General features: G+C 39.2%; 22 protein-coding genes. 12 read left to right on the top strand and 10 right to left on the bottom strand.

From position 1 onward, the window contains the following. Positions 1 to 21 precede the first annotated feature (21 nt). The 4 genes from AC1RRY_RS04340 (at position 22) to AC1RRY_RS04355 (ending at position 5,020) form a co-directional block, all read left to right on the top strand. Positions 22 to 483 (top strand): (2Fe-2S)-binding protein, encoded by a 462-nt coding sequence (locus tag AC1RRY_RS04340; protein ID WP_492817842.1) that lies wholly within the window; start codon positions 22 to 24, stop codon positions 481 to 483. A 6-nt stretch (positions 484 to 489) separates the two neighbouring features. After that, entirely contained in the window at positions 490 to 2,640 is a 2,151-nt protein-coding gene (locus AC1RRY_RS04345) for a xanthine dehydrogenase family protein molybdopterin-binding subunit (RefSeq protein WP_492817841.1), read from the top strand. Positions 2,641 to 3,026: 386 nt separating this feature from the next. Continuing rightward, entirely contained in the window at positions 3,027 to 4,091 is a 1,065-nt protein-coding gene (locus AC1RRY_RS04350; RefSeq protein WP_492817840.1) for a saccharopine dehydrogenase family protein, read from the top strand. Next, complete coding sequence (locus tag AC1RRY_RS04355) at positions 4,091 to 5,020, top strand: DUF1338 domain-containing protein (RefSeq protein WP_492817839.1); 930 nt, start codon at positions 4,091 to 4,093, stop codon at positions 5,018 to 5,020. The genes AC1RRY_RS04350 and AC1RRY_RS04355 overlap by 1 nt, the downstream gene beginning before the upstream one ends. A 62-nt stretch (positions 5,021 to 5,082) precedes the next feature. Here the strand turns inward: AC1RRY_RS04355 and AC1RRY_RS04360 are convergent, their stop codons facing one another. The 4 genes from AC1RRY_RS04360 to AC1RRY_RS04375 form a co-directional block, all read right to left on the bottom strand. Then, complete coding sequence (locus tag AC1RRY_RS04360; protein ID WP_492817838.1) at positions 5,083 to 6,087, bottom strand: zinc dependent phospholipase C family protein; 1,005 nt, start codon at positions 6,085 to 6,087, stop codon at positions 5,083 to 5,085. 7 nt (positions 6,088 to 6,094) lie between these two features. Beyond that, the gene (locus AC1RRY_RS04365; RefSeq protein ID WP_492817837.1) at positions 6,095 to 6,973 is read right to left on the bottom strand and encodes a Ppx/GppA phosphatase family protein; all 879 of its coding nucleotides are present in this window, start codon (positions 6,971 to 6,973) and stop codon (positions 6,095 to 6,097) included. A 222-nt stretch (positions 6,974 to 7,195) separates the two neighbouring features. Beyond that, complete coding sequence (locus AC1RRY_RS04370; protein ID WP_492817836.1) at positions 7,196 to 8,299, bottom strand: acyltransferase family protein; 1,104 nt, start codon at positions 8,297 to 8,299, stop codon at positions 7,196 to 7,198. Positions 8,300 to 8,409: 110 nt separating this feature from the next. Continuing rightward, the gene (locus tag AC1RRY_RS04375; protein WP_492817835.1) at positions 8,410 to 10,032 is read right to left on the bottom strand and encodes a sodium:solute symporter family transporter; all 1,623 of its coding nucleotides are present in this window, start codon (positions 10,030 to 10,032) and stop codon (positions 8,410 to 8,412) included. 220 nt (positions 10,033 to 10,252) lie between these two features. On the opposite strand from AC1RRY_RS04375, the gene AC1RRY_RS04380 reads away from it, so the two are divergent. Continuing rightward, on the top strand, positions 10,253 to 11,512 hold the full coding sequence (locus tag AC1RRY_RS04380; RefSeq protein ID WP_492817834.1) for a sensor histidine kinase: 1,260 nt from the start codon (positions 10,253 to 10,255) through the stop codon (positions 11,510 to 11,512). A 27-nt stretch (positions 11,513 to 11,539) separates the two neighbouring features. After that, a complete protein-coding gene (locus AC1RRY_RS04385) occupies positions 11,540 to 12,223 on the top strand; it encodes a response regulator transcription factor (protein WP_492817833.1) in 684 nt (227 codons plus the stop codon). Positions 12,224 to 12,319: 96 nt separating this feature from the next. Here the strand turns inward: AC1RRY_RS04385 and AC1RRY_RS04390 are convergent, their stop codons facing one another. Continuing rightward, positions 12,320 to 13,987 (bottom strand): glutamine--tRNA ligase/YqeY domain fusion protein, encoded by a 1,668-nt coding sequence (locus AC1RRY_RS04390; RefSeq protein ID WP_492817832.1) that lies wholly within the window; start codon positions 13,985 to 13,987, stop codon positions 12,320 to 12,322. Positions 13,988 to 14,161: 174 nt separating this feature from the next. Here AC1RRY_RS04390 and AC1RRY_RS04395 point away from each other — a divergent pair, with 174 nt between their 5' ends. The 3 genes from AC1RRY_RS04395 to AC1RRY_RS04405 all read left to right on the top strand — a co-directional run bounded on the left by AC1RRY_RS04395 (position 14,162) and on the right by AC1RRY_RS04405 (position 16,043). Then, a complete protein-coding gene (locus AC1RRY_RS04395; protein ID WP_492817831.1) occupies positions 14,162 to 14,527 on the top strand; it encodes a VanZ family protein in 366 nt (121 codons plus the stop codon). 143 nt (positions 14,528 to 14,670) lie between these two features. Continuing rightward, positions 14,671 to 15,555: a hypothetical protein gene (locus tag AC1RRY_RS04400; protein WP_492817830.1), complete on the top strand. Its 885-nt coding sequence runs from the start codon at positions 14,671 to 14,673 to the stop codon at positions 15,553 to 15,555. Positions 15,556 to 15,581: 26 nt separating this feature from the next. Then, complete coding sequence (locus tag AC1RRY_RS04405) at positions 15,582 to 16,043, top strand: PA2169 family four-helix-bundle protein (protein ID WP_492817829.1); 462 nt, start codon at positions 15,582 to 15,584, stop codon at positions 16,041 to 16,043. Here AC1RRY_RS04405 and AC1RRY_RS04410 read toward each other — a convergent pair. Then, entirely contained in the window at positions 16,033 to 18,444 is a 2,412-nt protein-coding gene (locus AC1RRY_RS04410) for a penicillin acylase family protein (RefSeq protein ID WP_492817828.1), read from the bottom strand. The two genes, AC1RRY_RS04405 and AC1RRY_RS04410, sit on opposite strands and share 11 nt — an antisense overlap. A 638-nt stretch (positions 18,445 to 19,082) precedes the next feature. Here AC1RRY_RS04410 and AC1RRY_RS04415 point away from each other — a divergent pair. Beyond that, a complete protein-coding gene (locus tag AC1RRY_RS04415) occupies positions 19,083 to 21,008 on the top strand; it encodes a tetratricopeptide repeat-containing sensor histidine kinase (protein WP_492817827.1) in 1,926 nt (641 codons plus the stop codon). A 21-nt stretch (positions 21,009 to 21,029) separates the two neighbouring features. Here the strand turns inward: AC1RRY_RS04415 and AC1RRY_RS04420 are convergent, their stop codons facing one another. The 4 genes from AC1RRY_RS04420 to AC1RRY_RS04435 are packed head-to-tail and all read right to left on the bottom strand — an operon-like array spanning position 21,030 to position 24,882. Continuing rightward, a complete protein-coding gene (locus AC1RRY_RS04420; RefSeq protein WP_492817826.1) occupies positions 21,030 to 22,646 on the bottom strand; it encodes a T3SS effector HopA1 family protein in 1,617 nt (538 codons plus the stop codon). A gap of 14 nt (positions 22,647 to 22,660) precedes the next feature. Next, positions 22,661 to 23,788 (bottom strand): phosphotransferase, encoded by a 1,128-nt coding sequence (locus AC1RRY_RS04425; protein ID WP_492817825.1) that lies wholly within the window; start codon positions 23,786 to 23,788, stop codon positions 22,661 to 22,663. A gap of 23 nt (positions 23,789 to 23,811) precedes the next feature. Further along, positions 23,812 to 24,201, bottom strand: coding sequence for a hypothetical protein (locus tag AC1RRY_RS04430; protein ID WP_492817824.1), 390 nt, complete (start codon positions 24,199 to 24,201; stop codon positions 23,812 to 23,814). 27 nt (positions 24,202 to 24,228) lie between these two features. Beyond that, positions 24,229 to 24,882, bottom strand: a complete 654-nt coding sequence (locus tag AC1RRY_RS04435) for a response regulator (protein WP_492817823.1) — start codon at positions 24,880 to 24,882, stop codon at positions 24,229 to 24,231. A 583-nt stretch (positions 24,883 to 25,465) separates the two neighbouring features. On the opposite strand from AC1RRY_RS04435, the gene AC1RRY_RS04440 reads away from it, so the two are divergent. Both AC1RRY_RS04440 and AC1RRY_RS04445 read left to right on the top strand, forming a co-directional pair. Continuing rightward, a complete protein-coding gene (locus AC1RRY_RS04440) occupies positions 25,466 to 26,251 on the top strand; it encodes a sensor histidine kinase (RefSeq protein WP_492817822.1) in 786 nt (261 codons plus the stop codon). A 21-nt stretch (positions 26,252 to 26,272) separates the two neighbouring features. After that, a complete protein-coding gene (locus AC1RRY_RS04445) occupies positions 26,273 to 26,917 on the top strand; it encodes a response regulator (RefSeq protein WP_492817821.1) in 645 nt (214 codons plus the stop codon). The last annotated feature ends 54 nt before the right edge of the window (positions 26,918 to 26,971 follow it).

Consider the following 26,971-nt stretch of genomic DNA (forward strand, 5'->3'; position numbering starts at 1 on the left):
TTATCAATCAAATAAACTACGATGGCAAATTACAACCTTAACGTTAACGGGCGACAATATAACCTGGATGTTGCCCCCGACACACCTTTGCTATGGATTTTGCGCGATCATTTAGGATTATTAGGTACAAAATACGGTTGCGGGATGGCCATGTGCGGTGCCTGCACTGTGCATGTAAACGGAGAAGCTACCCGCTCATGTATTTTACCTGTTTCATCGGTTAGCGCTTCTAAAATAACCACAATTGAGGGTTTATCTGAAAAAGGTGACCATCCTGTGCAGGCTGCATGGCATGAGGTAGATGTTCCTCAATGCGGATATTGCCAGGCCGGACAGATGATGACTGCCGCTTCGTTTTTGAAAAGCAACCCAAAACCTACATTGGAAGAGATTGAGTCTGCAATGTCAAATAATTTGTGTCGTTGTGGTACTTACCACCGTATCAGAGAAGCCGTTCAACTTGCCTCAACCAAAATGAAATAACCTGCCATGGATAAGACTATCAATAATAATCGTAGAGATTTTCTGAAATCTGCCGCCCTGGCCGGCGGGGGTTTTATGTTAAGTTTCAGTTGGTTTGGTAAAGAGGTTTTTGCTTCTGAAACTGCAACGACTGCCATTGCTGCCGATTTTACTCCCAATGCCTTTCTATCTATACGTCCGGACGGGATAGTAACTATCATGTCACCGAATCCCGAAATCGGGCAAGGAATCAAAACCGCATTCCCGATTATCGTAGCAGAAGAACTGGATGTAGACTGGGCAAAAGTAAAAGTTTTACAGGCGCCATTGGATACTAAAAAGTTTGAACGCCAGGTGGCTGGCGGCAGCGGTTCCATACCGCATTCATGGCAGAGACTACGCAAGGCCGGAGCAACAGCCCGGCAGATGCTGATCGAAGCCGCCGCCAAACGCTGGAATGTACCAGCCGCAGAATGCACAACCGACAAAGGTTTTGTGATACATACTCCTTCTAATAAGAAACTGAGCTATGGCGAACTGGCTACAGAAGCGGCACAGATTACGCCACCGGCTGATGTAAAATTGAAAGACATAAAAGATTTCAAGCTGATCGGCTCTACTATTAAAGGGGTTGACAACAAAGAAATTCTGACAGGAAAGCCGCTTTTTGGGATTGACTTTTATCGCGAAGGAATGCTCTTCTCTATGATTCAGCGCCCACCTGCCTTTGGTTTGAAACTGAAGTCGGTCGATGCCTCCGCAGCGAAAGCCATGCCCGGCATTGTGGATGTGGTTTCGTTTAAAAACAAAGTGGCTGTAGTAGGGAAATCTACCTGGGAGGTGAAAAAGGCCAGAGAGGCCCTGAAAATAGAATGGGAGAAAGACGGGAACCTGGAGAGCACTGAAGACCATAACCGTATTTTTAAAGAATTACTTGATTCGCCCAAAGCAGATGTGCGTCGTAAAGAGGGTAATATAGAAGAAGCATTTAAAAATGCTGCAAAAATTGTGGAATCGGAATACCAATGCCCGTTCCTGCCACATAACCCTATGGAGCCGATGAACTTTTTTGCTCATGTAAGAGCAGATGGTGTGGAATTGGTCGGCCCGACGCAGACTCCACAAGCTGCACAGACCCAAACGGCAAAGCTATTGAACATAGAGCCGGATAAGGTGACGGTAGAATTGACACGCATGGGTGGTGGCTTTGGCCGCCGTTTAGGTACCGATTATGTATTGGAAGCTGTTGAGGTCTCTAATATCATAAAAGCGCCAGTGAAAGTAATCTGGACACGTGAAGACGACATGACCGGTGGAAGCTATCGTCCGGCGGTTCGATATCGTTTCCGTGCTGCACTCGATAAACAGGGTAATATGATTGGTTACTCTCTTCGTGGGGTGGGTATCAACTCAGGCAACAGCACGCGCGAGAACAACTTCCCATCGGGAGCAGTACCTCACCTGTTGATTGATTCGGTTGAACATAAATCACCCATTACTACTGGCCCCTGGAGAGCGCCTATTACCAATTTTTTGGCATTTGCAGAACAATCTTTCATAGATGAAGTAGCCAACGCAGCCGGCAAAGATGCGGTGCAGTTCAGATTAGATCTGCTTGAAAAAGCGAGAACCTCACCGGCAGGCCCTATTCGGTATGACATCGACCGCATGAAAACAGTCATTGAACTGGCGGCTGAAAAATCGGGCTGGTTCAAAAAGCGTAAAGGTATTAGTCTGGGTTTTAGTGTATATTTCTCTCATGCTTCTTATGTGGCTCAGGTAGCTGAAGTAGTGACAAAAAAAGGGAAACCAGTTTTGCAGAAAATATATGCCGCCATAGATTGTGGCGTGGTAGTAAACCAGAGTGGCGCCAGAAATCAGGTAGTCGGAGGGATTGTTGATGGCATGGGTCATGCCATGTTCGGTAATCTTACTTTTAAAGAAGGCACTCCTGCACAAAGCAACTTCAATACTTTCCGTTTGATTAAGATGAACGAGATTCCGGCTATTGATGTACATTTTGTGGATAACGGTATTGATCCAACCGGCTTGGGTGAGCCTGCATTACCTCCTACGGGGGGCTCTATTGCCAATGCCATTTTCAGAGCTACTGGTAAACGTTTGAAAAACCAACCGTTTATAGAGCAGGAAGAGAGCCTTTTACAAAGTATTTCTTAATAACCCATATTGAATTGAGTACCATGCAGAGCCATTCTTAAAAGGAATGGCTCTTTTTATTCTTTTGTATTTTCTTGGAAATTATAATCTATTGTCTATTTTTGTTTCAAAAAAACTTCCACTTGTTTAAAGATCTGAAATATCATCTGGCACGCCTTGCTTATCTGCGCAGCGCCTGCTCATTTGTTCCTGACAGGAACCAAGGTCTTTATTAATCTTTCACTTTATTCTGATTGACGGATACTTTTATTCAATTGTTTTCATAAAATGTCGCTGCTGGCCTTGTTTAAGATGGTCGTGGTCTGATGTTTGCATTTAGTTGAAAAGCACTTGATAATATTACCTGTTGTAATAAATTTCATCATAAATTATTCTTATAGCCGGACATGAAAAACGTTCTTGTGATTGGTATGGGCAAAGTAGGCTCGCTGGTAGGCGTATTGTTATCTAAACGCTTTGCTGTAATGGGTATGGACAAACGTTACCCGAATTTTGAATTACCTTTTGAGGTCATTTTAGGAGATGTAACCGACGTCAGTTTTTTAGAAAAGACTATTCCGGAATTTGACGCTGTGGTTTCTGCCATGCCCTATAATCTGAATCTCGCTATTGCTCAGACAGCCCATCAATTCGGAATCCATTATTTTGATCTGACCGAAGATGTACCCACTACTACGGCTATCAGAGAAATGGCAGAAACGGCAACATCGGTGATGGCACCACAATGTGGATTAGCCCCCGGTTTGATCGGTATTATTGGGGCCAATTTAGCCAAACATTTTACTAAATTGCGTGACATTGAACTGCGTGTAGGAGCATTGCCAAGATTCCCGAATGGTTTACTGGGTTATTCGTTTACGTGGTCTCCTGCAGGGGTTATTAATGAATACATCAACGATGCGGAAGTAATCCATAACGGAACCCGCAAGATGGTGCCGTCGTTAGACGGAGTAGAACATATACAGATTGAAGGGCAGGAGTTTGAGGCTTTCAGTACTTCGGGTGGCCTGGGTACTATGTGCGAAACCTACGCAGGTAAGGTAGATACCCTGAACTATAAGACAATCCGTTATCCGGGTCACGCCCGTCTGATGAAATTTTTATTGTATGAACTGATTCTGAAAGACAAACGGGAACTGGTAGAACAGATTCTGACAGAAGCCAAACCGCCTGTACAGGATGACGTAGTATATGTATATGCCGTAGTAGAAGGCTGGAAAGGAGAGGAACTGGCGCGGGAAGAGTTTTATGAGGCGTATCACCCAATTGAAATTGACGGACAGCACTGGAGGGCCATTTCATGGACAACGGCGGCATCGGTAGCGGCGGTAGTTGAAATGGTAGCTGATGGACAATTACCTCAGCAGGGTTTTATAAAACAGGAGGATATTCCGCTTGAGGTATATCTGACTACTACTAACGGACAATTTTTTAAAAAGAATACTGAATAATGGAAACTGAAACAACAACTTTAGAATATGTACTGGATGGGCTGATGCGCCGTTACCGTGAGCGTGTGCCGGATGTAGAGAAAGTAACCAACGCCATGATTGCCGAAGACATTATTGCTAATGCCGATGAAATAGAAAATGATCATATCGCTTTCCGTACAATGGGCGTACCGCAATTAGGCATCAAGTCTTTTGAGAAGATTATCCTCCATTTAGGTTACGAAAAGCGTGATTATTTTTATTTTGAAGGTAAGAAGCTGGATGCTTACTGGTTTTCTCCGCCCAAACCTGAGTATCCGCGAATATTCGTAAGTGAACTCAGAGTTAACGATTTACCTGAAAACATTCAACAAATTATCAGAAGCTATACCGGCGAAGTAAAAGCAGATCCGGTAGATAGTCTGGATTTGAATGACGGAGCAGCCATAGATGCATTTCTACATCGGCCTTTATGGCGCATACCTACCTGGGAAGATTATTCAACCCTGTTGAAAGCAAGCGAATATGCCGCATGGGTAATTTATAACCGTTATTATCTGAATCATTATACCATCAGTGTACACAATCTGAAAGACGGTTACAATACTATTCAGGAATTTAACGCCTTTCTTGAAAAGACAGGAGTAAAACTGAATGACGCAGGCGGTAAGATAAAAATCAGCCCTGATGGCGGGTTGTTGCAGAGCTCAACCGTAGCTGAAATCATTGATGCTACTTTTGCTGGTGGTGAATTGCATGCTATATCAGGCAGTTATGTTGAATTTGCCGAGCGCAAAGTACTACCACAATTTCAGCACTTACAATCTTCTGGAATTAGACGAGAACATAGGAGGGAAGGCTTTGAAGCCGGCAATGCTGACAAGATTTTTGAAAGTACTTTTACCAGCCAAACCGTGAAACGGAATAAAAAAGAGGAAGCAGAATTATAAAGTAGCTGATAAAACAGATAGAACCCTCTTTAGTTTCGATAGGGTTCTATCTGTTTTTATTTTTAATACTCAGGTTCAACTTTCAGGATCGTTAACTTTCCTTTCTGCCAGGCTTTCAGATCTTTTTTCAGATAGCCTTTGTTACGTTTAGTTAACCCTTCATCGTCTAATGCTTTTAAGTCGGGTTTTCCGGCATTTACCCAGGCAGTATACCAGAAATTGGCCGCGGCCTGAATAGCCCCCCTCATCTGGTTTTCGATCATGCCGCTCAGTGCTTTATGATATAAATCTGCGTATTCTTTGCTGTATACAGCCTGATTGAATTTGTTTCTGATGATTTTACCGTTTTCATCTTTCTTGAAGATTTTATCGGCCGGGAAAGTCTTTCTCAGTTCGCGGTCTTTTGCCAGCAGCGTATCTGCCAACTCGTGCGATTGTTTGATAATACGCCAGGTTTCTTTGGTTATATCGTCAATGTATCTGGCTTGCCCGGCATTCAGGTTGTATTGAGGGCCATAGGTTTCCGGCAATTGTGCCTCCCAGAAAGAATGGATACCCGTTTGGTTGGTTAGCTGACCATTATGATTACTCGAAGTATGCAAAGGCATGTGGGCATCTGCCAGATAATGGCCGAGGTCAGCAGCTAGAAACAGAACCTCTGTTTTTCTTTTGCCCTGCATCGATTTGGTCAATTTTTCGGTTACTTCCTGAATATACCAGGGAAGGATACCGCTCGACTGCAGCAGCTTGCTGTCATATTTGGCGTAAGCCTCTTTACCTGTTTGCGGTATGTTGTCTATTGACGAACCGAAATCTTCAATATCAACATAGTGCCGGGGATTCTCCGATTTATCGTTCAAGGTGTATTTCCTTAAATCGGGTATGTTTGACTCCTCCGTAATAAAGTCAAGGTGATTGTAAAAGAAAATCCTGAGTTCATCGGGCAAGGCGAAAATCGCCGATTTATTAATGTGCTGATGCCCCCATATACCCCATGAAGATAATATCAGTGCAAGGCTCAGGCTCGTGACGATTAATGCCACAGAGGCAAAAAGTTTCTTTTTCATATTAATTTTATTCGTTCAATAAAGTTTCATAGACAAGTAGCAATATACCGTCTTTCAATCCTAAATCGGGTACAATTATTTCATGAGCATCGGCCCATTTCATTACTGAAATGTAAATATCTGAAGCAGGTACAATCACATCGGCCCGGTCAGCGTTCAGTTGTAGCAGATTAATGCGCTCTTCGATGCTGAACTGACTGATATAATCACGTTTTTGTTCCAGTTCATCCAGTGTAGCTTTTCCGTTTGTCTTGTTTTCAATCATATTGAAAAGCTTCGAGATATTCCCGCCCGTACCTACCGCTATTACATGTTCATGCGACGGAATCGTGTCCTCTATCCAGGTCTTCATCTTCTTCCATACATCAGGTGCTTCTTTGTGCTCGAGCAGGCGTACAGAACCTATTTTGAAAGATTTAGCGGCTATTTTAGTACGGCCTTTGTAGATGTTCAGCTCAGTGCTGCCCCCGCCTACATCAATGTGCAGATAAGTTTTGTCGTTTTCAAGCACTGCAATAATTACATTGTTGATGAGCTCAGCCTCTTTTTCTCCGTCAATCAGATGAATCTCCATCCCCAATTCATTTTTGATCCGCTCTAAAATGTTGGTTCCGTTTTCGGCTTCTCTCATGGCAGAAGTCGCACAAATCATATAGGCATCTACCTCGTGCAACTCCATCAGGAGCCTGTAAGCCATCAGCAGTTTTTTAATTCTGGCTTCACTTTCATAAGATATCCTTCCGGTATTGAATACGTCCATCCCCAAACGAAGTGCAAAACGTACGTATTCTACTTTTTTAAAACTGATTTTCTTTTTGTCATGCAAAACCGACGAAATCTGCATTCGGGCTGCATTAGAACCTATGTCAATGGCGGCAATTTTCATTAAATCTTTTTTCCGTATTTTGTAGATGCACAAAAATACCGCTTTTTATGAAAAAAGCCTGTATTAATTACCTAAAACCGACCAAACCGTATCTTTTTATACATCATTAGCAGAAATCTGCTTACCATTAATAACTACATTGGTTACAAAAAAAGCATAATTGCCCATTCATAAATGCTAGTTAAAGCGAAAAATGCGCTGATTATTCAGGCATAAATAGTGTTATCTGTTTCCGTATTTTTTCCAGATTTTTTTTCCCAGAGCTACTGATGGCTGTTCTACAAATACATAAAGTGAATATGAAATAAGAACGATAACAAGTAATGCCGCAAGAGGATTTACAATGAGGCGCATGATGTTATAGTCCATGTTACCCCAAACAAGTAGATCGCAGAGATATGGTTGATGAATAAGATATATACTATAACTGCAGATTCCCAAGCCGCTCAATAATTTAAACAATAGCTTTAAGAATAATTTTTCTTCCCATTTTGTATGCAGAAACCACTCTAACAAAGCTACCCACGCACAAATAGAGATAAATATGGTAAGCAAATTTCCAATTACAGTATATTTACTGACAGGTATCAGGAAAATGAATATTATGAATAGAATTAACTGATTTTTCTGAAACAATTTCTTCTTCTCCAGATAAAGTTCTGCTACCAGAGCACCTGCTCCCCAGGTAAACCAAAATACCGGAACAGAAAATATGAAAGGCGAAATTTCCCCTTTGGTCAATACAAACCATGTCAAAGTGCAAATAAAATGAAGTGCTACCAACAAGCCTACAGTTTTCTTTATACCAATACGTTTTCTCAAAGCCAGAAACAGAGGATAGGCGATGTAAAGTTGTACTTCAAGTGCAAGGCTCCAGAAAGAAGGGTTTATTGAATAAAAATACTCGGAAAAAAAGTTGTGAATCAACAATACATGCTGCAACATATTTTCACCGGAAAAAGTAAAAGCTCTTAAAATTATAAGAAACAACAGAATCACGAAATAAGGCGGGTAAATCCGGAAGAATCGTTTTACATAAAACCCTTTTATATTAAAAGTGTCTCTGCTTATCAAAAAACCATAGTGAATTACAAAACCACTTATAACGAGAAATAGCTCCACGCCCAACCAACCAAAAGCAAAAGGCGAAAAATTAAGAATGGTATCTTTCCATGTCTTTACATCAAGAGTGCCGTTAGCTGTGTAGGTTTGTATTTCGTATCCTCGAAAGATGCAAAGTTGCGTATGGTAGAAAAAAACCATAAGTATGGCAATACCTCTGAGCACATCCAACTGAGGTATATATTGGCCGTTGTTTTTCTGCATTTTGAATTAGAAGCTATTTACGTAGTAAAATTGCCGGAAGATGTTATTTAAAAAGGAGAGTGGCTTTATTATTTTAAGCCACTCTCCTTTTTAATCTTATAAAATAAATATTACCAGAAATACCAGTATAAGAATGTAATAATAGCAATTACAGCAACAGCACCCACAGCAAATGGTCCTTGCACTTTGAACATACTGGAGTCGATTTCAAGCCCTTTACCTTCATCAGGTAATATATAACCTAAAATAAACATGACCGCTATACACACCAGGAACACAATACCCATACGGTCAAGGAACGGAACGGTAGTCCAGTCGGCAAAAGGAAGCCAGTTGTTGTGCATAGAAAGAGCAATCAGGAAACCACCCACAATAGCAAACAAGGCGCCTGCAGAGTTGGTACGTTTCCAGAAGAAGCCCATCACGAATGAAGCAAAGATACCGGGCGATAATAAACCGGTCATTTCCTGAATAAACTGGAAGCCTCCTTTCTTATCGATACCCATATAAGGCGAAACCACAATGGCCAGAATCATTGACACTACAATAGTTACACGGCCAATCCATACCAGATGTTTTTCAGAGGCATTTTTACCGATATAGTTCTTGAAAATATCAAGCGTAAAGATGGTTGAAATACTGTTGGCTTTACCTGCTAGCGAGGCTACTATAGCGGCTGTCAGCGCAGCAAAAGAAAGGCCTTTTAAGCCGATAGGAAGCAGATTCAATAATACAGGATATGCATTGTCCTGATTGAGCGTACCATCGGCACCAAGCATTTCTTGTTGGAACAATCCCTTTTGATACAGAGTATAGGCTGCGATACCCGGCAGGGTTACAATTACAGGCATCAGTAGTTTTAAGAAAGCTGCAAACAGAATTCCTTCACGTGCAGTTTTCAGGTCAGCTCCCAAGGCGCGTTGTGTAATATATTGGTTACAACCCCAGTAATTAAGATTCACGATCCACATACCGCCAATCAATACGGTTAATCCCGGTAATGCCATATAATGCGGGTCTCCTTTCTTGAAAATCATGTGGAAATGGTCATCAGAATTCTGTGTCATCAGCTTTAAACCGTTGGTAAGGCTCGATATACCATCATACTCGCTTGATACCAGTGTAACAGCCAGATAGGTAGTAGCCAAACCACCGATAATCAGAAAGAATACCTGAATTACATCTGTAAAACCAATTACTTTCATCCCGCCTATAGTAATTACAATAGCAAAAATAGCTAATCCAATCATACAGACTGTAAAGTCTATTCCGGAAATACCCGATACAGCTAATGCACCGAGATACAGAATAGAAGTAAGGTTTACGAGAATATATAATGCCAGCCAGAAAACTGCCATAATCAGACTCACGGTTGAGTTGTATCGCTGATTAAGGAACTGAGGCATGGTAAAAATCTTATTTTTCAAATAGATAGGCATGAAAACCACCCCCACTACAATAAGTGTGGCTGCTGCCATCCACTCATAGGTTGAAATAGCCAGACCCATCGAAAAGCCGTTGCCCGACATACCAATCATTTGCTCGGCTGAAATGTTTGAAGCAATCAGTGAAGCACCAATGGCCCACCAGGTAAGAGACCCTTCAGCAAGGAAAAAATCTTTTGTTGATGTTTGTTTAGCCTTTTTTCGCTGGTAAATCCAATAGCCATAACCCGATACCAGAATGAAGTAGAAGAGGAATACAACGTAATCGAGGGTTTGTAATTTTTGCATAGTGCTTAGGGAAAAGAGAAAACAATTCTTTTGATATAGATAAGATTTTTGAGCGGAGCAAATTAAGGTAGAAAATTTGCCTTTTCAAAGAACAGGTAATGTTTTTGAAAGATTTTTTAGATTTTACATAACTTTTTTTATAAAGGATTCGTTACACTCTCAATTAAAGTTTTGCCAATGCCTGGGCTTTTGCCTAATTTTACAAAAAAACTCTCCGGTTTTGAACAGAAACACCATCCGGCTATTGATTATACTTGGCACGCTTTCTATTACAGGTATTATTGCGGTACAGGCATATTGGGTGAAACGTGCATTCGATTTAAAAGAACAACAGTTTAGGCAAACTGTTATGATTTCACTACGCAACGTAACAAACAAAATCTCTACACTTTATAAGTTATCGGGCATAGAAAATCCGGTTACTCAGCTTTCTTCTGATTATTACGTAGCTAATTTGCGTGCTCCCCTGGATGCTGACGTGCTCGAGCATTACCTGATGGATGAGTTTAAGAAGCAGAACTTGCAGACCGATTTTGAGTACGGTATTTATGATTGTAATACAGACAAGATTATTTATGGAGCACTTATTAATTCAGATTTTGAAGAAGGGTCGACAATAAAAAAAGTCTTACCCAAAACGGATAAATATCTTAACTATTTCGGGGTCAGGTTCCCAAGCAAAATAAGTTATCTGGCCAGCCGCTTAGATATATGGTTGATGTCTTCACTAATAACTTTAATAGTAACGGCTTTTTTTGGGTATGCCATGTTTGTTATTTTGAGACAAAAGCGATTGAGCGAAATTCAACGCGATTTTATTAACAACATGACGCACGAGTTTCAGACTCCTATTTCTACTATTCATGTGGCTACCGATGTTTTAGGGCAGTCTAAGATACTAGAGCAACCCGAGCGTTTAAAGAAGTATGTGAATATCATCAGGCAGGAGAATAACCGGTTGCGGAATCAGGTCGAGTCGGTATTGAACACGGCGCGTATGGAGCGCGACAAACTTCAATTAGATATTCAGTTGCAAGAGCTGCATAGTGTTATTGATGATGTAACTGAAGGACTAAAGGCCGAACTGGACGAATCATTAAGTCTGCAATTAAATGCTACCCGCACGAGTATCTATGCCGATCGTTCACAACTGATTAGTCTGATAAGAAATCTTTTAGAGAATGCCATTAAGTATTCAGGGAAGACCCCTCGTATCACGATAAAGACCGAAAATACAGAAAACAATCTGATACTTTCTATTGCCGATAATGGTATTGGCATTGCGAAGGAAGATCAGAACAAAATTTTTGACAAATTTTATCGGGTACCAACCGGCAATAAGCATAATGTTAAGGGCTTTGGATTGGGCTTAAGTTATGTAAAAGAGATAGTAAAGGCGCATAAATGGGAGATAAAAGTTGAGAGTGCGTCTGGAAAAGGAAGTACATTTACCGTGATAATGAAACAAGAAACAGATTGACCTGTTTCGGATAGATAACAACACAATATGTCTAAAATATTATATGTAGAAGACGATCCCAACCTGGGTTTTGTAACAAAAGACAATCTTGAAATAGAAGGATATGATGTAACTCATTTTCTGGATGGAAAGGAAGCCTGGAAAAGCTTTACTAAAGAGAAATACGATCTTTGTTTACTGGATGTCATGTTGCCGGAACTGGACGGGTTTTCATTGGCTGAGAAAATAAGAAAACAGAACCAGCAGATACCTATTATTTTTCTGACTGCCAAAGGTATGCAGGAGGACCGTATAGCAGGGCTGAAAGTAGGAGGTGATGACTACGTAACCAAGCCTTTCAGTATTGAAGAATTAAACCTGCGTATCAAGGTATTTCTGAAACGAAAAGATATTAACAAAGAGGTAGCCGAGGGGCAGGGTATATGGAAACTGGGCGATTACGATTTCAATTATCACCAGTTGTCGTTGAAATCAGATAATAAGACTGAACAACTGACACATCGTGAGGCGGAGGTCTTAAAGTATTTGTGCGAAAGAAAAAATCAGGTAATAAAACGTGAGGAAATACTGACGGCCATTTGGGGTAGAGATGATTACTTTTTAGGTCGTAGCCTCGATGTATTCATTACCCGGCTCAGAAAAATGCTTTCGGATGAGTCTAAAATAAAAATCGAAAATGTGCACGGCATAGGGTTTAAGTTTACATGCTGACATGCATTGAAGATAAACAGGAACCGACGATAAGCGAGTCTGGTAAATTAAAAAGCCGCACATACATGCGGCTTTTTAATAAAAAATAAGAAGGTATTACTTCCCACTTTCTTTTGCCCATGTATCTTTCAGACCTACAGTACGGTTGAAAACCAATTGATCTGCAGTAGAATCTTTATCCAGACAAAAATAGCCTTTACGCAAAAACTGGTAGTTGGCGCCTAGCTGCGCTTCTTTCAGAGAAGGCTCTAAATATGCATGGATGGTTGCCAAGGAATCACTATTGATGTATTCTTTAAAATTACCTTCTTCACTTCCGGGATCTTCTACTTTAAAAAGACGGTCATACAGTCTTATTTCAGCCTTAATTGCCTCTGCAGCCGAAACCCAATGAATGGTTCCTTTTACAGAAATACCCGAGGTGTCCTGCCCGCTTTTCGAGTTTTCGAAATAAGAACAGCGCAGTTCAGTTATTTCACCATTTTCATCTTTCACTGTTTCATCACATCTGATAATGTAAGCACTTTTTAACCGTACCATCTGACCGGGAGCCAGGCGGAAATATTTCTTCGGAGGATTCTCCATGAAGTCATCTTTCTCAATAAAAATCTCACGGCTGAACGGAATCGTGCGTGTACCTCCTTCAGGATTTTCCGGATTATTCTCAGTGGTTAGTACTTCAGTTTTATCTTCCGGATAATTGGTAATAACTACTTTCAGCGGGTCCAGCACGGCCATTACCCTTGCAGCCGTTTTATTAAGCTGCTCTCTGATGCAAAACTCCAGTAAGCCAACGCTTATGAGGTTGTCGCGTTTAGCTATCCCGATTCTGTCACAAAAATCGCGTATTGCTTCCGGAGTATAACCCCTGCGGCGCAGGCCGGAGATGGTAGGCATACGTGGGTCGTCCCATCCGGTTACATAGCCATCATTAACTAATTGTAATAATTTACGCTTGCTCATTACAGTATAAGTAAGATTCAAACGTGCAAACTCATATTGTTTCGAGGGGAAAATCTCAAGATTTTCTATGCACCAGTCGTACAACTCTCTGTGAGGTATAAACTCTAAGGTACAAATAGAGTGAGTGATACCTTCAATGGAATCAGATTGGCCATGCGCAAAATCATACATCGGGTAAATACACCATTTGTCGCCGGTGCGATGATGCTTGGCAAATTTTATGCGGTAAATGATGGGGTCACGCATCAGCATGTTCGGGGCAGCCATATCAATTTTAGCCCTTAATACACGAGAGCCTTCCGGAAATTCACCGTTTTTCATTTGCTCAAACAAACCCATATTCTCTTCCATGCTCCGCGTTCTGTAGGGGCTGTTAATACCCGGCTCTACAGGTGTACCTTTCATGGCAGCCATTTCTTCAGAGGTACTATCGTCAATATAAGCCAGACCCTTGTTGATGAGCTTCTTTGCAAATTCATAAAGTTGGTCAAAGTAATCTGATGCATAAAATTCATTTGCCCAATTGAAGCCCAACCATTTCACATCATTTTTAATTGAATCAACATATTCTGTATCTTCTGTCACCGGATTTGTATCATCAAAACGAAGGTTTGTCTGCCCACCATATTTCTGCGCTACACCGAAATTCAAACAAATAGATTTAGCATGCCCAATGTGTAGATACCCATTAGGTTCAGGCGGAAAACGTGTCAGTACCTTCCCGTTGTATTTACTGGTTTCGAGGTCATTTTCTACAATTTGCTCGATAAAATTTAATGATTTCTCAGTCGCGTCTGCCATAAGTCAAAGGTGGTGTTGTTGCTATGTTTGCGAATTTAGTATTTTTTTGCGGTATAGGGTTTGAGTTATAGGTGCAAATGGGTAATTTATTTGTTTTATTTTAGAAAAAATTAGAATACTTATATTTAATCGGGTGCCGTTAATAGTCATAATTTTTAAACACATTTTGTTTTTATGAATTTAAAGAATATCGTCAACAATTTTCTCGCTAATAAATATTTAGCTGTTTCCATTACGCTCGTAATATGGGTTTTATGCACTTTGCCGAGTAAAAACCTTGAAATGCCCGCGAGTTTAAGTGATAAAATGGCTCATTTTATTGCCTTTGGAGCCTGGGCTTTTTGCTGGCAGGCAGCCTTTGGCAGATATACCAGAACATTGCTTGTAGGAATTCTCTACGGTATTGCCATTGAATTCTGGCAGGGTATATTACCGGAATCGTTTCACCGTGGCTTTGAGTGGTATGATGCCTTAGCAGATGGTATTGGGGTAGTAATCGGCCTTATTTTATGGAAACTCAAGAGTCTTTTGAACTTATAATGTAAAATACTGCTATCAGGGACTTTCTGTGAGGTTAAAATTTCCCATTGATTTAATTGCCTGCTGCTAAATTCTGCTATCCGGACAGTGGAATGATATTTTTCGTACTATCAGAGATTGAATCCATTTAAATTTCGAATAGTATGAAAAATATCCTAAACAGTGTGCTGGCAGGTATTTTATTTGTAACGATAGCTTTCGGCCAGTCAGAGCATATCAAAACAAGACGTTTCAGTCAGAACTTTGCACCTCAGAATACAGTGTCTTCTTCAGGGTTGATGTTTCATGTGTTTACCAATTATGAGCAAATGGCTTATTTCTTTAAGCCCGCCATTATACATGAGAGCAACGCGGTTCCGGTAATCAGTGATAAAGACTTTGTGAATCAGTTCATAGTAGCCATTTCCGGATCAGGATCAACCAAACCACTTATTACAACCGTGCAGGCAAAGAATAAGGCCTTGTATGTTTATTATGAGGAGGTAAAGTCTTCTGATGCCTACAAAACAGCAGTAATGGCGGTTTCGAAAGATGACTTTAATGAAATTATTTTTGTGGATAGACGTTCAAACGCACAGAAAGTAATTTACTATAATGATATTCCACCGGTTATTGCCAAAATAGTGGTCTCTTATCTGGACATGCCTCAATCGGATACCTATAAGCATGAATATCAGATTTCGATTGATGAAATGGGAGAGGTAATTGCCGTAAGAGATGAAAACGGAGAGATTACAAGCCGACTTAACTTTAATGTTTCAACAAAGGTTTTTACGAATTTAATAGCAAATGCAGTAGGGCTTGATAATGGTGGAGAACAAATAGACAGAGATTTGACAAAGGGTAAAAATTTCAAAGAGATTTTATTCCTGGATGATTCCAACAAGGTGGTTTATTCATTAACCTGGGACAATCAGGCTAAAATAAATGAATCGACCAGACAGTTCGTACAGACAATTGAGAACCTGGTGCCTGAAAGGATCATCAGCTTTGTAAATAACACAAGTAGAGAAGTGGCCAGAAATTAGCCATTTATATAAAAAAATGATTAGCTATGGAAACTGAAAAAATTGCCAGAGAAGTGAATTATCTGATTATTCACAATCTCGATGCCAAAGAAGCTTATATAGAAGCAGCCGGTAATGTAGATAATGACAAACTCCGGAATGCAATGCTTGACGAAGCCGAAAAAAGAGGTAGTTATGCACGAGAACTGCAGAGAGAATTAAAGGACATAGGAGAAGAAATCGTTGACGACGTGAGTGTCGGTGCCATGTGGAACAGGGTTTTGCTGCAAATAAAAGGATTGTTTACCCGAAAGAACGATGCGATACTGGTGGAGGAATGCAAAAAAGGCGATGATGAAACCATTATAGCCTACGACACTGTATTTCAGCTGGGAGATAATTTTCTACCTTCACGCATTTATAATATCATTAAGAGACAAAGAAAAGAATTGGGCTTGACTTACCAAGCCCTGTTAAAATTTCATGAGCAGCAGGTTGTCAGGGCTTAAAAATGAGTTTTCCTGTTCTGACCTTTTCGATGTAGGTTTTATTCATGAGTTCTGCACGAGAACCGCCTTCAACAAATAGTTGTGCCTGGTCGTTGTAGTGCTTACTCATTATATTGCCCGATTGCCCGGTAGGTAATACGCTTTTACCTTGTTCAGGATACGCAAAATCAATAATTCTACGCAGGGCAGGCCCATAGGTAACTTCATATATTCCGGTTGAATCCATCTGAAAGTCAAGATTATTGACAGTTTCTCTACCCCCGGGGGCAGGGTAGGGACCAACATTGAAAAACTTACCTACTACCGGTAAAATACCCAGTGGGTGTTTGTGTGTAAGCGTGTGCACTTTCTTCCACTGCCATTTGTCTATATTGTCTCCCAATTGTTTTTCCAGGCTTGCCGTTGCATTATTCAATGATTTAGTAAGTACCTGTCTGCGTGTTTCACGTTCCGGAGTATTGACATTGTCCCACCAAGGTGAGTCTTCCTTTTTTATCAGGGCAATCATGTTTCTTTTGAAATTTACGTTGTGTTCAAAAGCAGAAAAAATATCATTTCCGAGTTCGTCTTTAACCGTATTTACAAGAATATAATAGAGGAATCTATAGAAAATAGTAGGTTCTATATCATCCAGCTCATGCGAGCCGTCCCACGGTATCAGTTTTTCTATCGATTTTTTTGAAAGGGGAGATAGCTCTTCAGCAAATATGATGGGGATAATATCTTTCAACAAACTTTTGTAGCTGGGTGATGTCACGTCATTAATTACCTTTCTTAGTTCTTCGGGTGTCCAGTCTTTTTTGTCGGTAAATAACAATTCCTCAATTCGTTTAGCTCTGTTACCCGGCACATAATAACCAGGCACAAAGCCGGTTCCCATATCGGCAGGTTGGTTGTTGGCTGTATACAATATTCCCTTTGGTGGATTCAGTATCTGAGGATTCTGAGAAAAATCGTACCAGCCCTGCGGATCGTCGTTTCCGGTAGAGCCATCAAGAATCAGCATGGGATTCACATGAGCAGGCCGTTTAGGTAGCTTGCCTGCTGCCCACCATGCTATGTTCCCTTCTGTATCGGCCCACATAAAATTCAGGCCGGGATCAGAAAGAGAACTCGCGGCTTTTGATGCTTCAGTTGCATTTTTAGCATGAGCCAGGTCATAAAATATGTTTAGCAAAGGGCTTGGAAACTGGTTGAAGACCCACCAAAGCGCAATCGGGTCTTTCTGATTAGCCATTTCGTCAAAACTTTCGTTCATTATTAAACCATGCCGAGAGCTTTTGACCGAAAACTCTACATCATCAGCATCTTTTACTTTTATCGTTTCCTTATATATTTTCAGATCCTCCCAATGATCTTTATACCACACCTGATTGGGGTTTTGAGGATTAGCTTTTTCTTTGAAAAAATCCACATTATCGTTTTCAAACATGGTAAGTCCCCATCCTCCGTATTGAGAATGCCCCAATGCAGCGAAAGGAGTGCCTGCAAGGAAATTACCATAGAATTTAAAACCCGGGCACTCCAGATGGGCTTCATACCAAACTGATGGCTGAGCAAAGCCAATGTGTGTATCGTTTGATAAAATAGGTTTGCCTGATTTTGTTTTTGAACCACTGATAACCCAACCGTTAGAACCATGATAGGGAGGAAAAGGGGCCGATGTTTCTATTTTAGCTATCTCATTCGCCATTATTGCCAGTGTCTGTGCAATTTTAATCGAAGAGTCCTTTTTCTGCACAGGTATAGTGGGCTCGCCTTTTGGCCATTGCGACCAGACATCGTTCAGGTAAGCATCACCATATTTATTATGAATATAGGTAGCGATTGACTCTGAGCGGAATGCCTCAGCAAAAGTAAAGCCCATATAGCCTGAAATTATGTAAGCATCTTCCAGTGTAAAAGGTGTTTTGGGAATACCCGCTAACGAAAACTCCAGGGGAGCTTTTCCTTGCGCTATGTATTGGTTAATCCCTTTGATATAGGCCTTTGCGGCTTTTACAAACGGAGCTTCCGGGTTTTTATTTACGAGAGAATCAATCGTCCATTGCGCATGTTTACGGAAGCCTAATGTTCTAAAGAACTTATCTGAGGTTACCGCTTTTTCGCCGAATAATTCAGCAAGCCTACCGTCGGCCAGTCTTCTAAGTAGTTCCATCTGAAACAGACGGTCTTGCGCGTGCACATACCCAAATGCATAGAACAAATCGTCTTCATTTTGAGCATATATATGCGGGACGCCATAGTCGTCATAGAGTACTTCAACGGTGTTTTTAAGGCCGTCCAGCTTTAATTCAGTATTCAGATTGGGTTTAAAACTGCCAAGCCAGATATAAATGCCCACTCCTGCAACGGCAACTAGTATCAGTAATGAAATGAATATTTTCTTGAAGAGCTTCATAAGTAATTAGGGTAAAATGATGCTTTACAGCTGTTAAGGTGCAGCAAGATAGGATGGCAATTTAAAAAAAATATTCAATATGCTGAATAAAGCTATGCATTGAATAGAAACGATGAATTTAATAAATAGACACTTATTCAGATTTACGCTTTATTATTTGATAGGCAGAGCCAAGTACAAGTATCTTTCACTGTGTATATTGATAATTTTTCAGCTGAAAAATTTGCTGAATTTTATAGCAAAGTTCGGTACTATTAAATACATTTGGCATGAGCCACGTATATAGACTTGAAACCTTTCCATTGGGTTTGAACCCGGAAAGAGGCGTTGAATCAGCATTTTGTTTTGATAGATTCCCTTCAGATTGGAGAGGGAAGTAGATACTATTTAAACCAGAGTAGCAGATAAATACTCCTTAAATCTGGAATAACTATCTGCTAACAAAGTTCGATTTTAAAGTCAAAGCAAGGCCATTTTGGCACCTTCGGGTAGTGATGCAAAGTTGATACAATGATTGTAATTGTTCAATACTGTCCAGACAGTATATTTATATCATGAAAACAGTATTTTTGTAACTCTTCTTAACTGTCAGAGAAATTTGCTGTTTTCTCCAACGAGTTGATTAAGCTTTAAGCTAAATGAAAAACCTCCTTTTTTCTACTTTTTTTTTCGTGTTTATCAGTTTATCTGCTCACGCTGAAAGGCGTATTGATAGCTTACGCTCGGTTTTGTCTGAACTGTCTGCCAAGAAAAGAAGTCTCGCTTTAGATACCACATTGGTAAACGTTTATTGTGAACTGGCAAGAGAATATACTAAGCTCAAAAGCGATTCAACACTTGGTTATTTACAGAAAGCATTAATTATTGCTACCGATAACAAGCATAAACCCGGTATATTAAAGACTTATATACATTTTGCCAGATACCATACATCTCAGTTTCTGCCTATAAAAGCTTTAGAATATTGTTTTAAAGCGTTGGTTCTGGCTGAAGAATTGAAACTGTATATAGAGACCAGAAATATATTGCGCTGGATTTCTTATAATTATATGACCATGAATGATTTTAGTAATGCACTCATTTATTATAAGAGACTAGCTGAATTTAGTAAATCGAACAATCGCCAGGAAGACTATCTGCTAACTTTGATTAATATTGGAGTTTTATACTCTACCAAAAAAGATTTTAATGAGGCTTTGAAGTATTATCGACTTTGCGAGAAGCTCAATAAACCTCTACAGAGTTCTAATGTACAATCAGCAGTACTGGTAAATTTGGGTAAAACCCAGGCTGAATTAAAAAGGTATGATGAAGCACTGAATACCTTTAAAGAGGCCAACAAAGTTAAAGATGTTTATAATGATAAAGACGCGTTTGTGAATAATGAAATTGCTAAAATATACTTACATAAGAGAAACCTTAAAGAGGCATTAGAGCATGCCACGACTGCGCGTATTAAAGCATTGGGAGTTAATACTGAAGTATATTCAGAGATTGTCAAAACACTTTCTGAAGTTCAGAAAGAACTCGGGAATACAAAAATGGCCTATCAGTATTATAAGGAATATGCAAATTTAAAACTAAGAGAAGATTCTACCAGAAACTCTCAACTAATAAGACTTCTGCAGCTGGATTATGAAAATGAACTTACTAACAGAAAAATAGCGCAGCTTAACTTAAGAAATCAGGAAAGAGATAACAAGACAAAACTAATGGGTGTAGGGCTAATAGCTTTGCTGATATTTATAGTGGTTGTTCTGGCATATTATATATCGCTTGCCAATAAAAATAAGCTGATTGAGTCGCAAAACGCTGATATAGAAAAATTGAACGAATCGCTTGAGCATAAAGTAGCTGAGCGAACATCAGAGCTAGTAGTGGCCAATAGTGAACTCATGAGAAAAAATAAGGAAATAAAAGAGGCACTTCTGAAAGGACAGACTATGGAACGAGAGAGGGTTGCATCAGAACTGCATGATAATATTGGTGGTACGCTGTCAGCTTTAAAATGGCGTTTTGAAGCCCTGGATAAGGAAAGTTTGTCTGAGAAAGAACAAATGATATACGAAGGAATACTGAAGAACATGCATAGGGCCTATGGAGAGGTTAGGTTGATTTCTCATAATATGCTACCTGCCGAATTTGAAGAAGAAGGACTGATTGGAGCACTTGAGAAGTTTATGAATGATTTGAATATCAGTTCGGCAAAAACTAATTTCAGGCTTGATACTTCTCAACTGCTCAAACCTATCAGACAAGATGTTGCGCTTGAAGTATACATTTGCTGCTTTGAAACTATTAATAATATTATTAAGCATGCCGAAGCAACAGAAGTGACTCTGGAAATTAATGAGAAACAGAACGGTGATCTTGAGATTATTATTGAAGATAATGGCAAAGGCTTTGACCCGACATTAAATGGTAATGGCAAGGGACTGAAGAATATAGCGCACCGCGTGGATAAGATAAACGGAAAATTATCAATCAACAGTGAGCCAAATAAAGGCTCTAAATTTGTTATCAGAGTGCCTGAATTGTTTTGGGAAGAAAAGATGTTTGCCTGATATAATTACTTTTACTACGCACTAGAATTTTATATAGTTTATCAATTTCAATAGAGAGTCTTTTTCGTAATATTTCGACAGCCTTTTTAATTCTTCGGCATTATTCTCTTGCATAGCCAGCAAAATTAAACCTATGGCTGAGTGCCCCTTATTGATGATGGGTTGTGGAGCATCTGTACTTACTGTTGAATAGCTATTCGTTTCACTGATGATTTTATCGATTTCATTAACGAAAGGTAAATTGGAAGCTGGTCCCTGTTGTTTTTTTGAGACTTTAGATACGGATGATTTTAAGTATATATTTATTTTATTGATAACATCCCATGAATGGCTATCATCTTGTCTGTTTTCTTCTAAGCTGATATTTTTTAATACTGCTTTACAAATAATTTTAAAAATGTACTCATCGGGGAAATAGCTGTAGAGCTTGGCCAGAAAAAAAACAATCCCTAATCTGCCTTCATGAAAGCTATCATCTGTCAGTCGATATTCCACATTCTGTGCCTCATCTTCAATTATACTCAGCCACCGACAATTAGTTTTGCCTTGTTGATTAATAATGATTGCATGTTTGCAAATTAGTCGGCCTGTATTTAAAGCCCAAATCAAATACTTGTCTGCGGGTAGGTTGGTTTTGTTTTCTTTATGCTTAACTTTTTTCTTAAAAATAGAAAAGTCATAGGGATAATGGCTTTGTGGATTTCTGAAAAAATCCTTTGTGTCAAATCCTGCCTCAAGTAATTTAGTGCTAAAGAAATGTTCTAACCGGCCGGATGTACTACATTTTTTCCGGCTTTTATAATAATCTATGTAAATGTCAGCCAAAATATCGGCGCGATATCTGCCAAAGCTTGAGTTTTTTATGGGTGGTTCTTCACCAAAACTTATACCTTTCAGATTTGTAGTTTTAGTAAAAGCTAGATTCTCTTCGCCAAACAGATTTACGTATTTGAAATCCGATACTATCGTTTTTACTATATAAAATACAATATAGTAGTTTTCACGTGCTGTATAAAGTACTCCTTTGTCGAAGCGTTTAGTTGACTGTGTTGCGAATTTATATTCAAAAGGAATTGCCCAGGAGTTGAGTGCATCGCAAAGATCTTTTGAAAATGATACGATATTTTCAAAATCATAATTGAAATTAAAGTAGAGGCGAGTCAGGAAACTAATACCCAGATACTTATTTCCTCTAAAATAGAACCATGAATTATTTGAAATTTCAAATCGCTTAATTCGCAAATCAATATATTTATGTTGATTGCTGTTGTCTGTCGATGAAATAAAGTCTTCCGGGGAAACAAGCTTGAATTGCCCACTTTTCGAAATATAGAATTTACCGAAGCGCTTGGCATAAACTGTCGAATTGTCATCGAATGTCCAGTTTTTATCCCAGAATGACACGTTTTCCTTCGATTGATAAAATTGTTCTACCAGCCAGTCCAGCGATTCCCTGAAATCATGATTTTTGTTTTCATTCTGCTCTTCATTGGCATAAAGACAATAAATCCGGTCGCTTATCTCATACTTTTTTGCAATAAGCTCCTCTTCTTTTTTAGAAGCCATCATTCTCGATTGAAAACTGGCATCTAAATTTGATATGATATACTGAATCTGTTGTTTAATATTTTTAGTCATAGCTATTGAATAAGTCAGAATCCGAATATTTCGAATCTGCGCTCGGTTGAATTATAAATCTGATCGATATAGAAATCGGTTTCAAGCATCAATTTTTTAATCACTTCAAGACTTTTGAGAAAATAGTTGAAGTTTCCGTCATAAATCCGAAATTTCTCAAGCTTTCTAAGTGCCCAGAATTTTAAAACTCTTGAAAGAAAATGCCTGTGTTCATGCTCGTTGAAATCAAACTTTTCGCAATATGTATTCAGATACACAGCAAAGAAAAAAAAGCGCTTCATTAATGATTCCTGATATTTTTCAGGGGTAGCTCCTCGTCTTAATGAAGGTTGATACAATACAGATTCAAGAAAGCAGGCGAAGTCCCATGCATGGTCACCTTTTGATACATTTTCAAAATCGATAAATTTCAGAATGTCCTGGTCTTTTTCTTGTAGTAGGTTTTCAATTTTCAAATCTCCATGAATCAAATGCTTTTCATCAGAGTAAAGAGATAATGTTTCCAGGGCCTTTATGAAAGCATCTTTATTTAGAAAATGATGAAGAATAGACCTGCTGGAAAAAATATAAGCAAAGGAAGGGAAAACGACCTCGTCCAGAAACTGAGGCTGACTGGCTCCTCTTTGCAATAGATTAAGAAAGCCATTATAGTTTGAAATGGTATGCAAACAATTATTCTGGATAAATTTCTCCACCGCCGCATTTCCTTCTAATGTTAATGCCTGATGTAAAAGCGCCAGTGAGTTGGCGGCTTTCAAAGCATAATTCTGTAATTTAGAAGAACAACTGATGGTTTCTTCCAGCGTTGCCGGGCTGTATAAATAGGGCAGCAGTAAAACCTTATAATATTCATCAAACGAAAACCGCTGAGCTTTGACCTGCAAATGAGGGAAAGATTTGTAAAACTGAAATTCGTTTATTATCAACCAGGTGCCTCCATTTGTGAGAAATTTTGGTTGTTTAAAAACAAAAGATTGGTCACCTATGGTGCATTTTAAAAGTGTATTACGAGGATTGTTTAAATCAATATTTTCAATAAGGCAGTTATTATTGGCTGAGAAGATGTTACTCAAAGCACAAAATTCACTATCTGTGCCTTTTTGAAGAATATAGTTAGGGAGATTATAGGCAGTAAGTAACATCTTTCAGCAATTAAAGATAGAAATCAATACTCATGGAAAGGAGTATACGTTGGCATAAATTCCCTGAATTCTTTGGCTTCTTTGATCTGCATGGCATGATATTCATTATGTCTTTTTTTGATTGAGCATTGAGCTTCTTCAAATACTTCTACATAAAGAGCCGGAAACTTACCGTTGGCGTCGGCCTGTGGTTTGGTAAAGTTTACGAGTGCATCGCTTTCCATAAAGTACGTCTTGGCACTACCGGCAGAATCGTTGATTTCAACAAGCGCCAGAGGATTTTCCATACCTAAAGATTTTTTCAGGTTGTCTTTTGTAATGGGCCTTAGTTGTCCAAACAAGGTGGTAACTCTGTTTTTGTCGATGCCTGAAGCAGGCAAAAAATGAGCGCCAGGGTTAATTGTCTTTGTCATGATCAATAAAAATAAGATAGTGAGAGGTTATTTAATTAAACCATGTTTTAAGGCATACTTCATTAAACCAAGCGCCGAACTTACCCCTAGTTTTTTCATCAGATTTCTGCGATGTGTCTCTACCGTAGTGGTACTGATAAAGATTTTTTCGGCAATCTCTGCGTTCGTTAACTCTTGTATTATTAATCGCATGATTTCAATTTCACGGGTGGTAAGCGGCACATTCTCTGTAATCTCGTCTTTACCACTGGGGGTTGCATCGTTGGGTATTTCTGCCAATCGCATTACAACCGCCTCACTAAAATACTTCTGCCCTTCTATTACACTCTTCAGGGCAACTTCCAATTCTTTCTTTCCTATATTTTTCATTATATACCCGTCAATTCCGGCCACAAGTGCTTCTTTTATTATGGCCGCATCTTCAGACATCGTCAATAGAATAGTCTTTACCCGGGGGTGTTTCTCCCTTACCATTATGGTAGTTTCGATGCCGTTCATCAGCGGCATGTTCAAATCACTCAACACAATGTCAACTTCATGAGTGTCTAAATAAACCAGCACTTCCCGGCCATTTTTTACTGTATTTACCACCTCAAAATCTGCCATCATATTGATGAGCATACTCAGGCTTTCTGCCACAATCATGTGGTCGTCGGCTATCAGAATTCTTGTTTTTTGCATATTGATTGAGTGTGATAAGTAGTAAGTAGTTTGATTTTTCGAAATCAGAATATTCATTCATGATTCGGCTTACCAACTGATAAATGTCTTAAAACTTATTTTTTTTACCAAACCAATAATGCGCTAAACTTTTATTAGTCTATTTTAATATATATGCGTAAATGTGTGTCTGGCTGTTTTGTTGGTTTCATCAACGCCGTATACTTATTTAATGATGCAAATTTACAGCCTGCACACTATGTAAATCCACAAGGTAAATACGGTTTTGCGATAGTATTTTTCCCCTTTCAGAAAGGGGAAAAATACTATTTTGAGAGAATTTGCGAGGTAGTAAATTGCCGGAAATTTTGATAAAACTCCTGAGATAATTGGAGTGCTGTTAAATGTAATTGTCTTCTTTGTTAAGGCGCACTTGTGGGCTTATCTTCTTGCTGTTGTATGTGAAACCATCAGGATCACTATTTTAAATTGACTGCATCATACACTAACTGCTGATCGTTTGGAGGTAAATTGTGTTTCGCGTTACACGCGCCATAATTATCTGTTAGTATAAATTTATTCAGCCATTTAGACTTTAGGAGTTATGTCGAATCTATTCTTTATTTCAATTGTTGAAGGTTTATTTATTCTTGTTATTCTTTTTTTGCGTAACCTGAAAACACACCAGAATTCTGATTTAGAAAAATATGATGCTCAGGCAACGTATGAAAAGGAAATCCTTCAAGGGCAAATAGAGATACAAAATTCAAAGTTGAAATCTATCGGACAGGAATTGCAAGACAATATCGGGCAGTTGATGTCGGTTGTAAAGATTAATTTGTATATAATAGAAGAAGGTATTGAAGCCGGAAACTACGATGATTTTGCGCGTAAGTTTCAGCAGACAAATGATTTAATAACCCGGATAATGCTTGAGATCAGAACCTTAAGCAAAGGCCTTGATGCAAATTTCATACAGGAATTTAGTCTTAGTGAAAGTGTAATAGGTGAGTTATCGCAAATCAGAAAAGCAAAAAAAATAGAAGCAAACTTTGTAATAAAGGGTAATAAGTACTCTCTGGGATACAATCGTGAAATTATCCTGTTCAGAGTTGTACAAGAGATTCTGAGTAATGCATTAAAACATTCGGAAGTGAAGAAAATTGAAGTAGAGTTTAGCTATTTTCTTGATAATTTTACACTCAACATAAATGATGACGGTAAAACTGACGAAAATGAAAAATTAACGAACCGCGAAGCTTCAGGTTTTTGCAATTGTTTAGGAAATGTAAATAGAAGAGCTACTCTGATTAATTTTGATTGTAAAAAGATTGTCGGAAGAAATTACGGCACAAAGTATTATTTAACTACCAGGCAGATTTTCCTGTAAACTTCTATAAGTCTACTCAATATGATTAAAGTTGCCATTGCTGACGACCACCAGTTAGTAGCCAAAGCTATTGCGGGCCTGATACAAAAACTTGATAACTATGATGTTATATACGAAGTAGAAAACGGCAAAGAACTGATGCATTATTTTAAGCTGAATATGGTGCCTGATGTTGTGTTGCTTGATATTAACATGCCCGAAATGGATGGTTTTGAAACCGCAGGCTGGCTTAAAGATAATTATCCTGATGTGAAAGTTCTGGCACTTTCGATGTACGATAAGGAAGAGGCTATAATAACCATGTTGCGAAATGGCGCACGGGGATATTTACTGAAGGGTTGCCGGCCTTCAGAATTAAAGGATGCCTTAGACGCAGTTGTGAACAAAGGTTTTTATTATACCGAATACATTACTGACCGGCTCATCAAAAGCCTGAATCCTGAGAAAACGACAAATCCTGCTGAGCGATTAGGTCTTAATAGCAGGGAAATACAATTTATAGAATATGCCTGTAGTGAACAGACCTATAATGAGATCGCCGATCAGATGTGTGTAAGCCCCCGTACGGTTGACGGTTATCGTGAACAGGTGTTTCAGAAGATGGGAGTAAAAACAAGAGTTGGGGTCGTAATGGAAGCCATCAAGTTGGGTCTGGTCAAAATATAACTGGTTTTGTTTTAATCGGTCTAATCTTCAAAATATTTCGTTTGTAATTCAAGA

This window comes from Emticicia sp. GW821-FHT11C11, from assembly GCF_058808615.1.

What these genes read in the sequence shown, in the direction of transcription:
- AC1RRY_RS04405 (WP_492817829.1), top strand. Translation starts at nt 15,582, where the DNA reads ATGGAAACTGAAAAAATTGCCAGAGAAGTGAATTATCTGATTATTCAC.
- AC1RRY_RS04420 (WP_492817826.1), bottom strand. Translation starts at nt 22,646, where the DNA reads ATGACTAAAAATATTAAACAACAGATTCAGTATATCATATCAAATTTA.
- AC1RRY_RS04415 (WP_492817827.1), top strand. Translation starts at nt 19,083, where the DNA reads ATGAAAAACCTCCTTTTTTCTACTTTTTTTTTCGTGTTTATCAGTTTA.
- AC1RRY_RS04370 (WP_492817836.1), bottom strand. Translation starts at nt 8,299, where the DNA reads ATGCAGAAAAACAACGGCCAATATATACCTCAGTTGGATGTGCTCAGA.
- AC1RRY_RS04425 (WP_492817825.1), bottom strand. Translation starts at nt 23,788, where the DNA reads ATGTTACTTACTGCCTATAATCTCCCTAACTATATTCTTCAAAAAGGC.
- AC1RRY_RS04395 (WP_492817831.1), top strand. Translation starts at nt 14,162, where the DNA reads ATGAATTTAAAGAATATCGTCAACAATTTTCTCGCTAATAAATATTTA.
- AC1RRY_RS04340 (WP_492817842.1), top strand. Translation starts at nt 22, where the DNA reads ATGGCAAATTACAACCTTAACGTTAACGGGCGACAATATAACCTGGAT.
- AC1RRY_RS04440 (WP_492817822.1), top strand. Translation starts at nt 25,466, where the DNA reads ATGTCGAATCTATTCTTTATTTCAATTGTTGAAGGTTTATTTATTCTT.
- AC1RRY_RS04385 (WP_492817833.1), top strand. Translation starts at nt 11,540, where the DNA reads ATGTCTAAAATATTATATGTAGAAGACGATCCCAACCTGGGTTTTGTA.
- AC1RRY_RS04430 (WP_492817824.1), bottom strand. Translation starts at nt 24,201, where the DNA reads ATGACAAAGACAATTAACCCTGGCGCTCATTTTTTGCCTGCTTCAGGC.
- AC1RRY_RS04400 (WP_492817830.1), top strand. Translation starts at nt 14,671, where the DNA reads ATGAAAAATATCCTAAACAGTGTGCTGGCAGGTATTTTATTTGTAACG.
- AC1RRY_RS04355 (WP_492817839.1), top strand. Translation starts at nt 4,091, where the DNA reads ATGGAAACTGAAACAACAACTTTAGAATATGTACTGGATGGGCTGATG.
- AC1RRY_RS04350 (WP_492817840.1), top strand. Translation starts at nt 3,027, where the DNA reads ATGAAAAACGTTCTTGTGATTGGTATGGGCAAAGTAGGCTCGCTGGTA.
- AC1RRY_RS04360 (WP_492817838.1), bottom strand. Translation starts at nt 6,087, where the DNA reads ATGAAAAAGAAACTTTTTGCCTCTGTGGCATTAATCGTCACGAGCCTG.
- AC1RRY_RS04375 (WP_492817835.1), bottom strand. Translation starts at nt 10,032, where the DNA reads ATGCAAAAATTACAAACCCTCGATTACGTTGTATTCCTCTTCTACTTC.
- AC1RRY_RS04410 (WP_492817828.1), bottom strand. Translation starts at nt 18,444, where the DNA reads ATGAAGCTCTTCAAGAAAATATTCATTTCATTACTGATACTAGTTGCC.
- AC1RRY_RS04390 (WP_492817832.1), bottom strand. Translation starts at nt 13,987, where the DNA reads ATGGCAGACGCGACTGAGAAATCATTAAATTTTATCGAGCAAATTGTA.
- AC1RRY_RS04365 (WP_492817837.1), bottom strand. Translation starts at nt 6,973, where the DNA reads ATGAAAATTGCCGCCATTGACATAGGTTCTAATGCAGCCCGAATGCAG.
- AC1RRY_RS04435 (WP_492817823.1), bottom strand. Translation starts at nt 24,882, where the DNA reads ATGCAAAAAACAAGAATTCTGATAGCCGACGACCACATGATTGTGGCA.
- AC1RRY_RS04345 (WP_492817841.1), top strand. Translation starts at nt 490, where the DNA reads ATGGATAAGACTATCAATAATAATCGTAGAGATTTTCTGAAATCTGCC.
- AC1RRY_RS04445 (WP_492817821.1), top strand. Translation starts at nt 26,273, where the DNA reads ATGATTAAAGTTGCCATTGCTGACGACCACCAGTTAGTAGCCAAAGCT.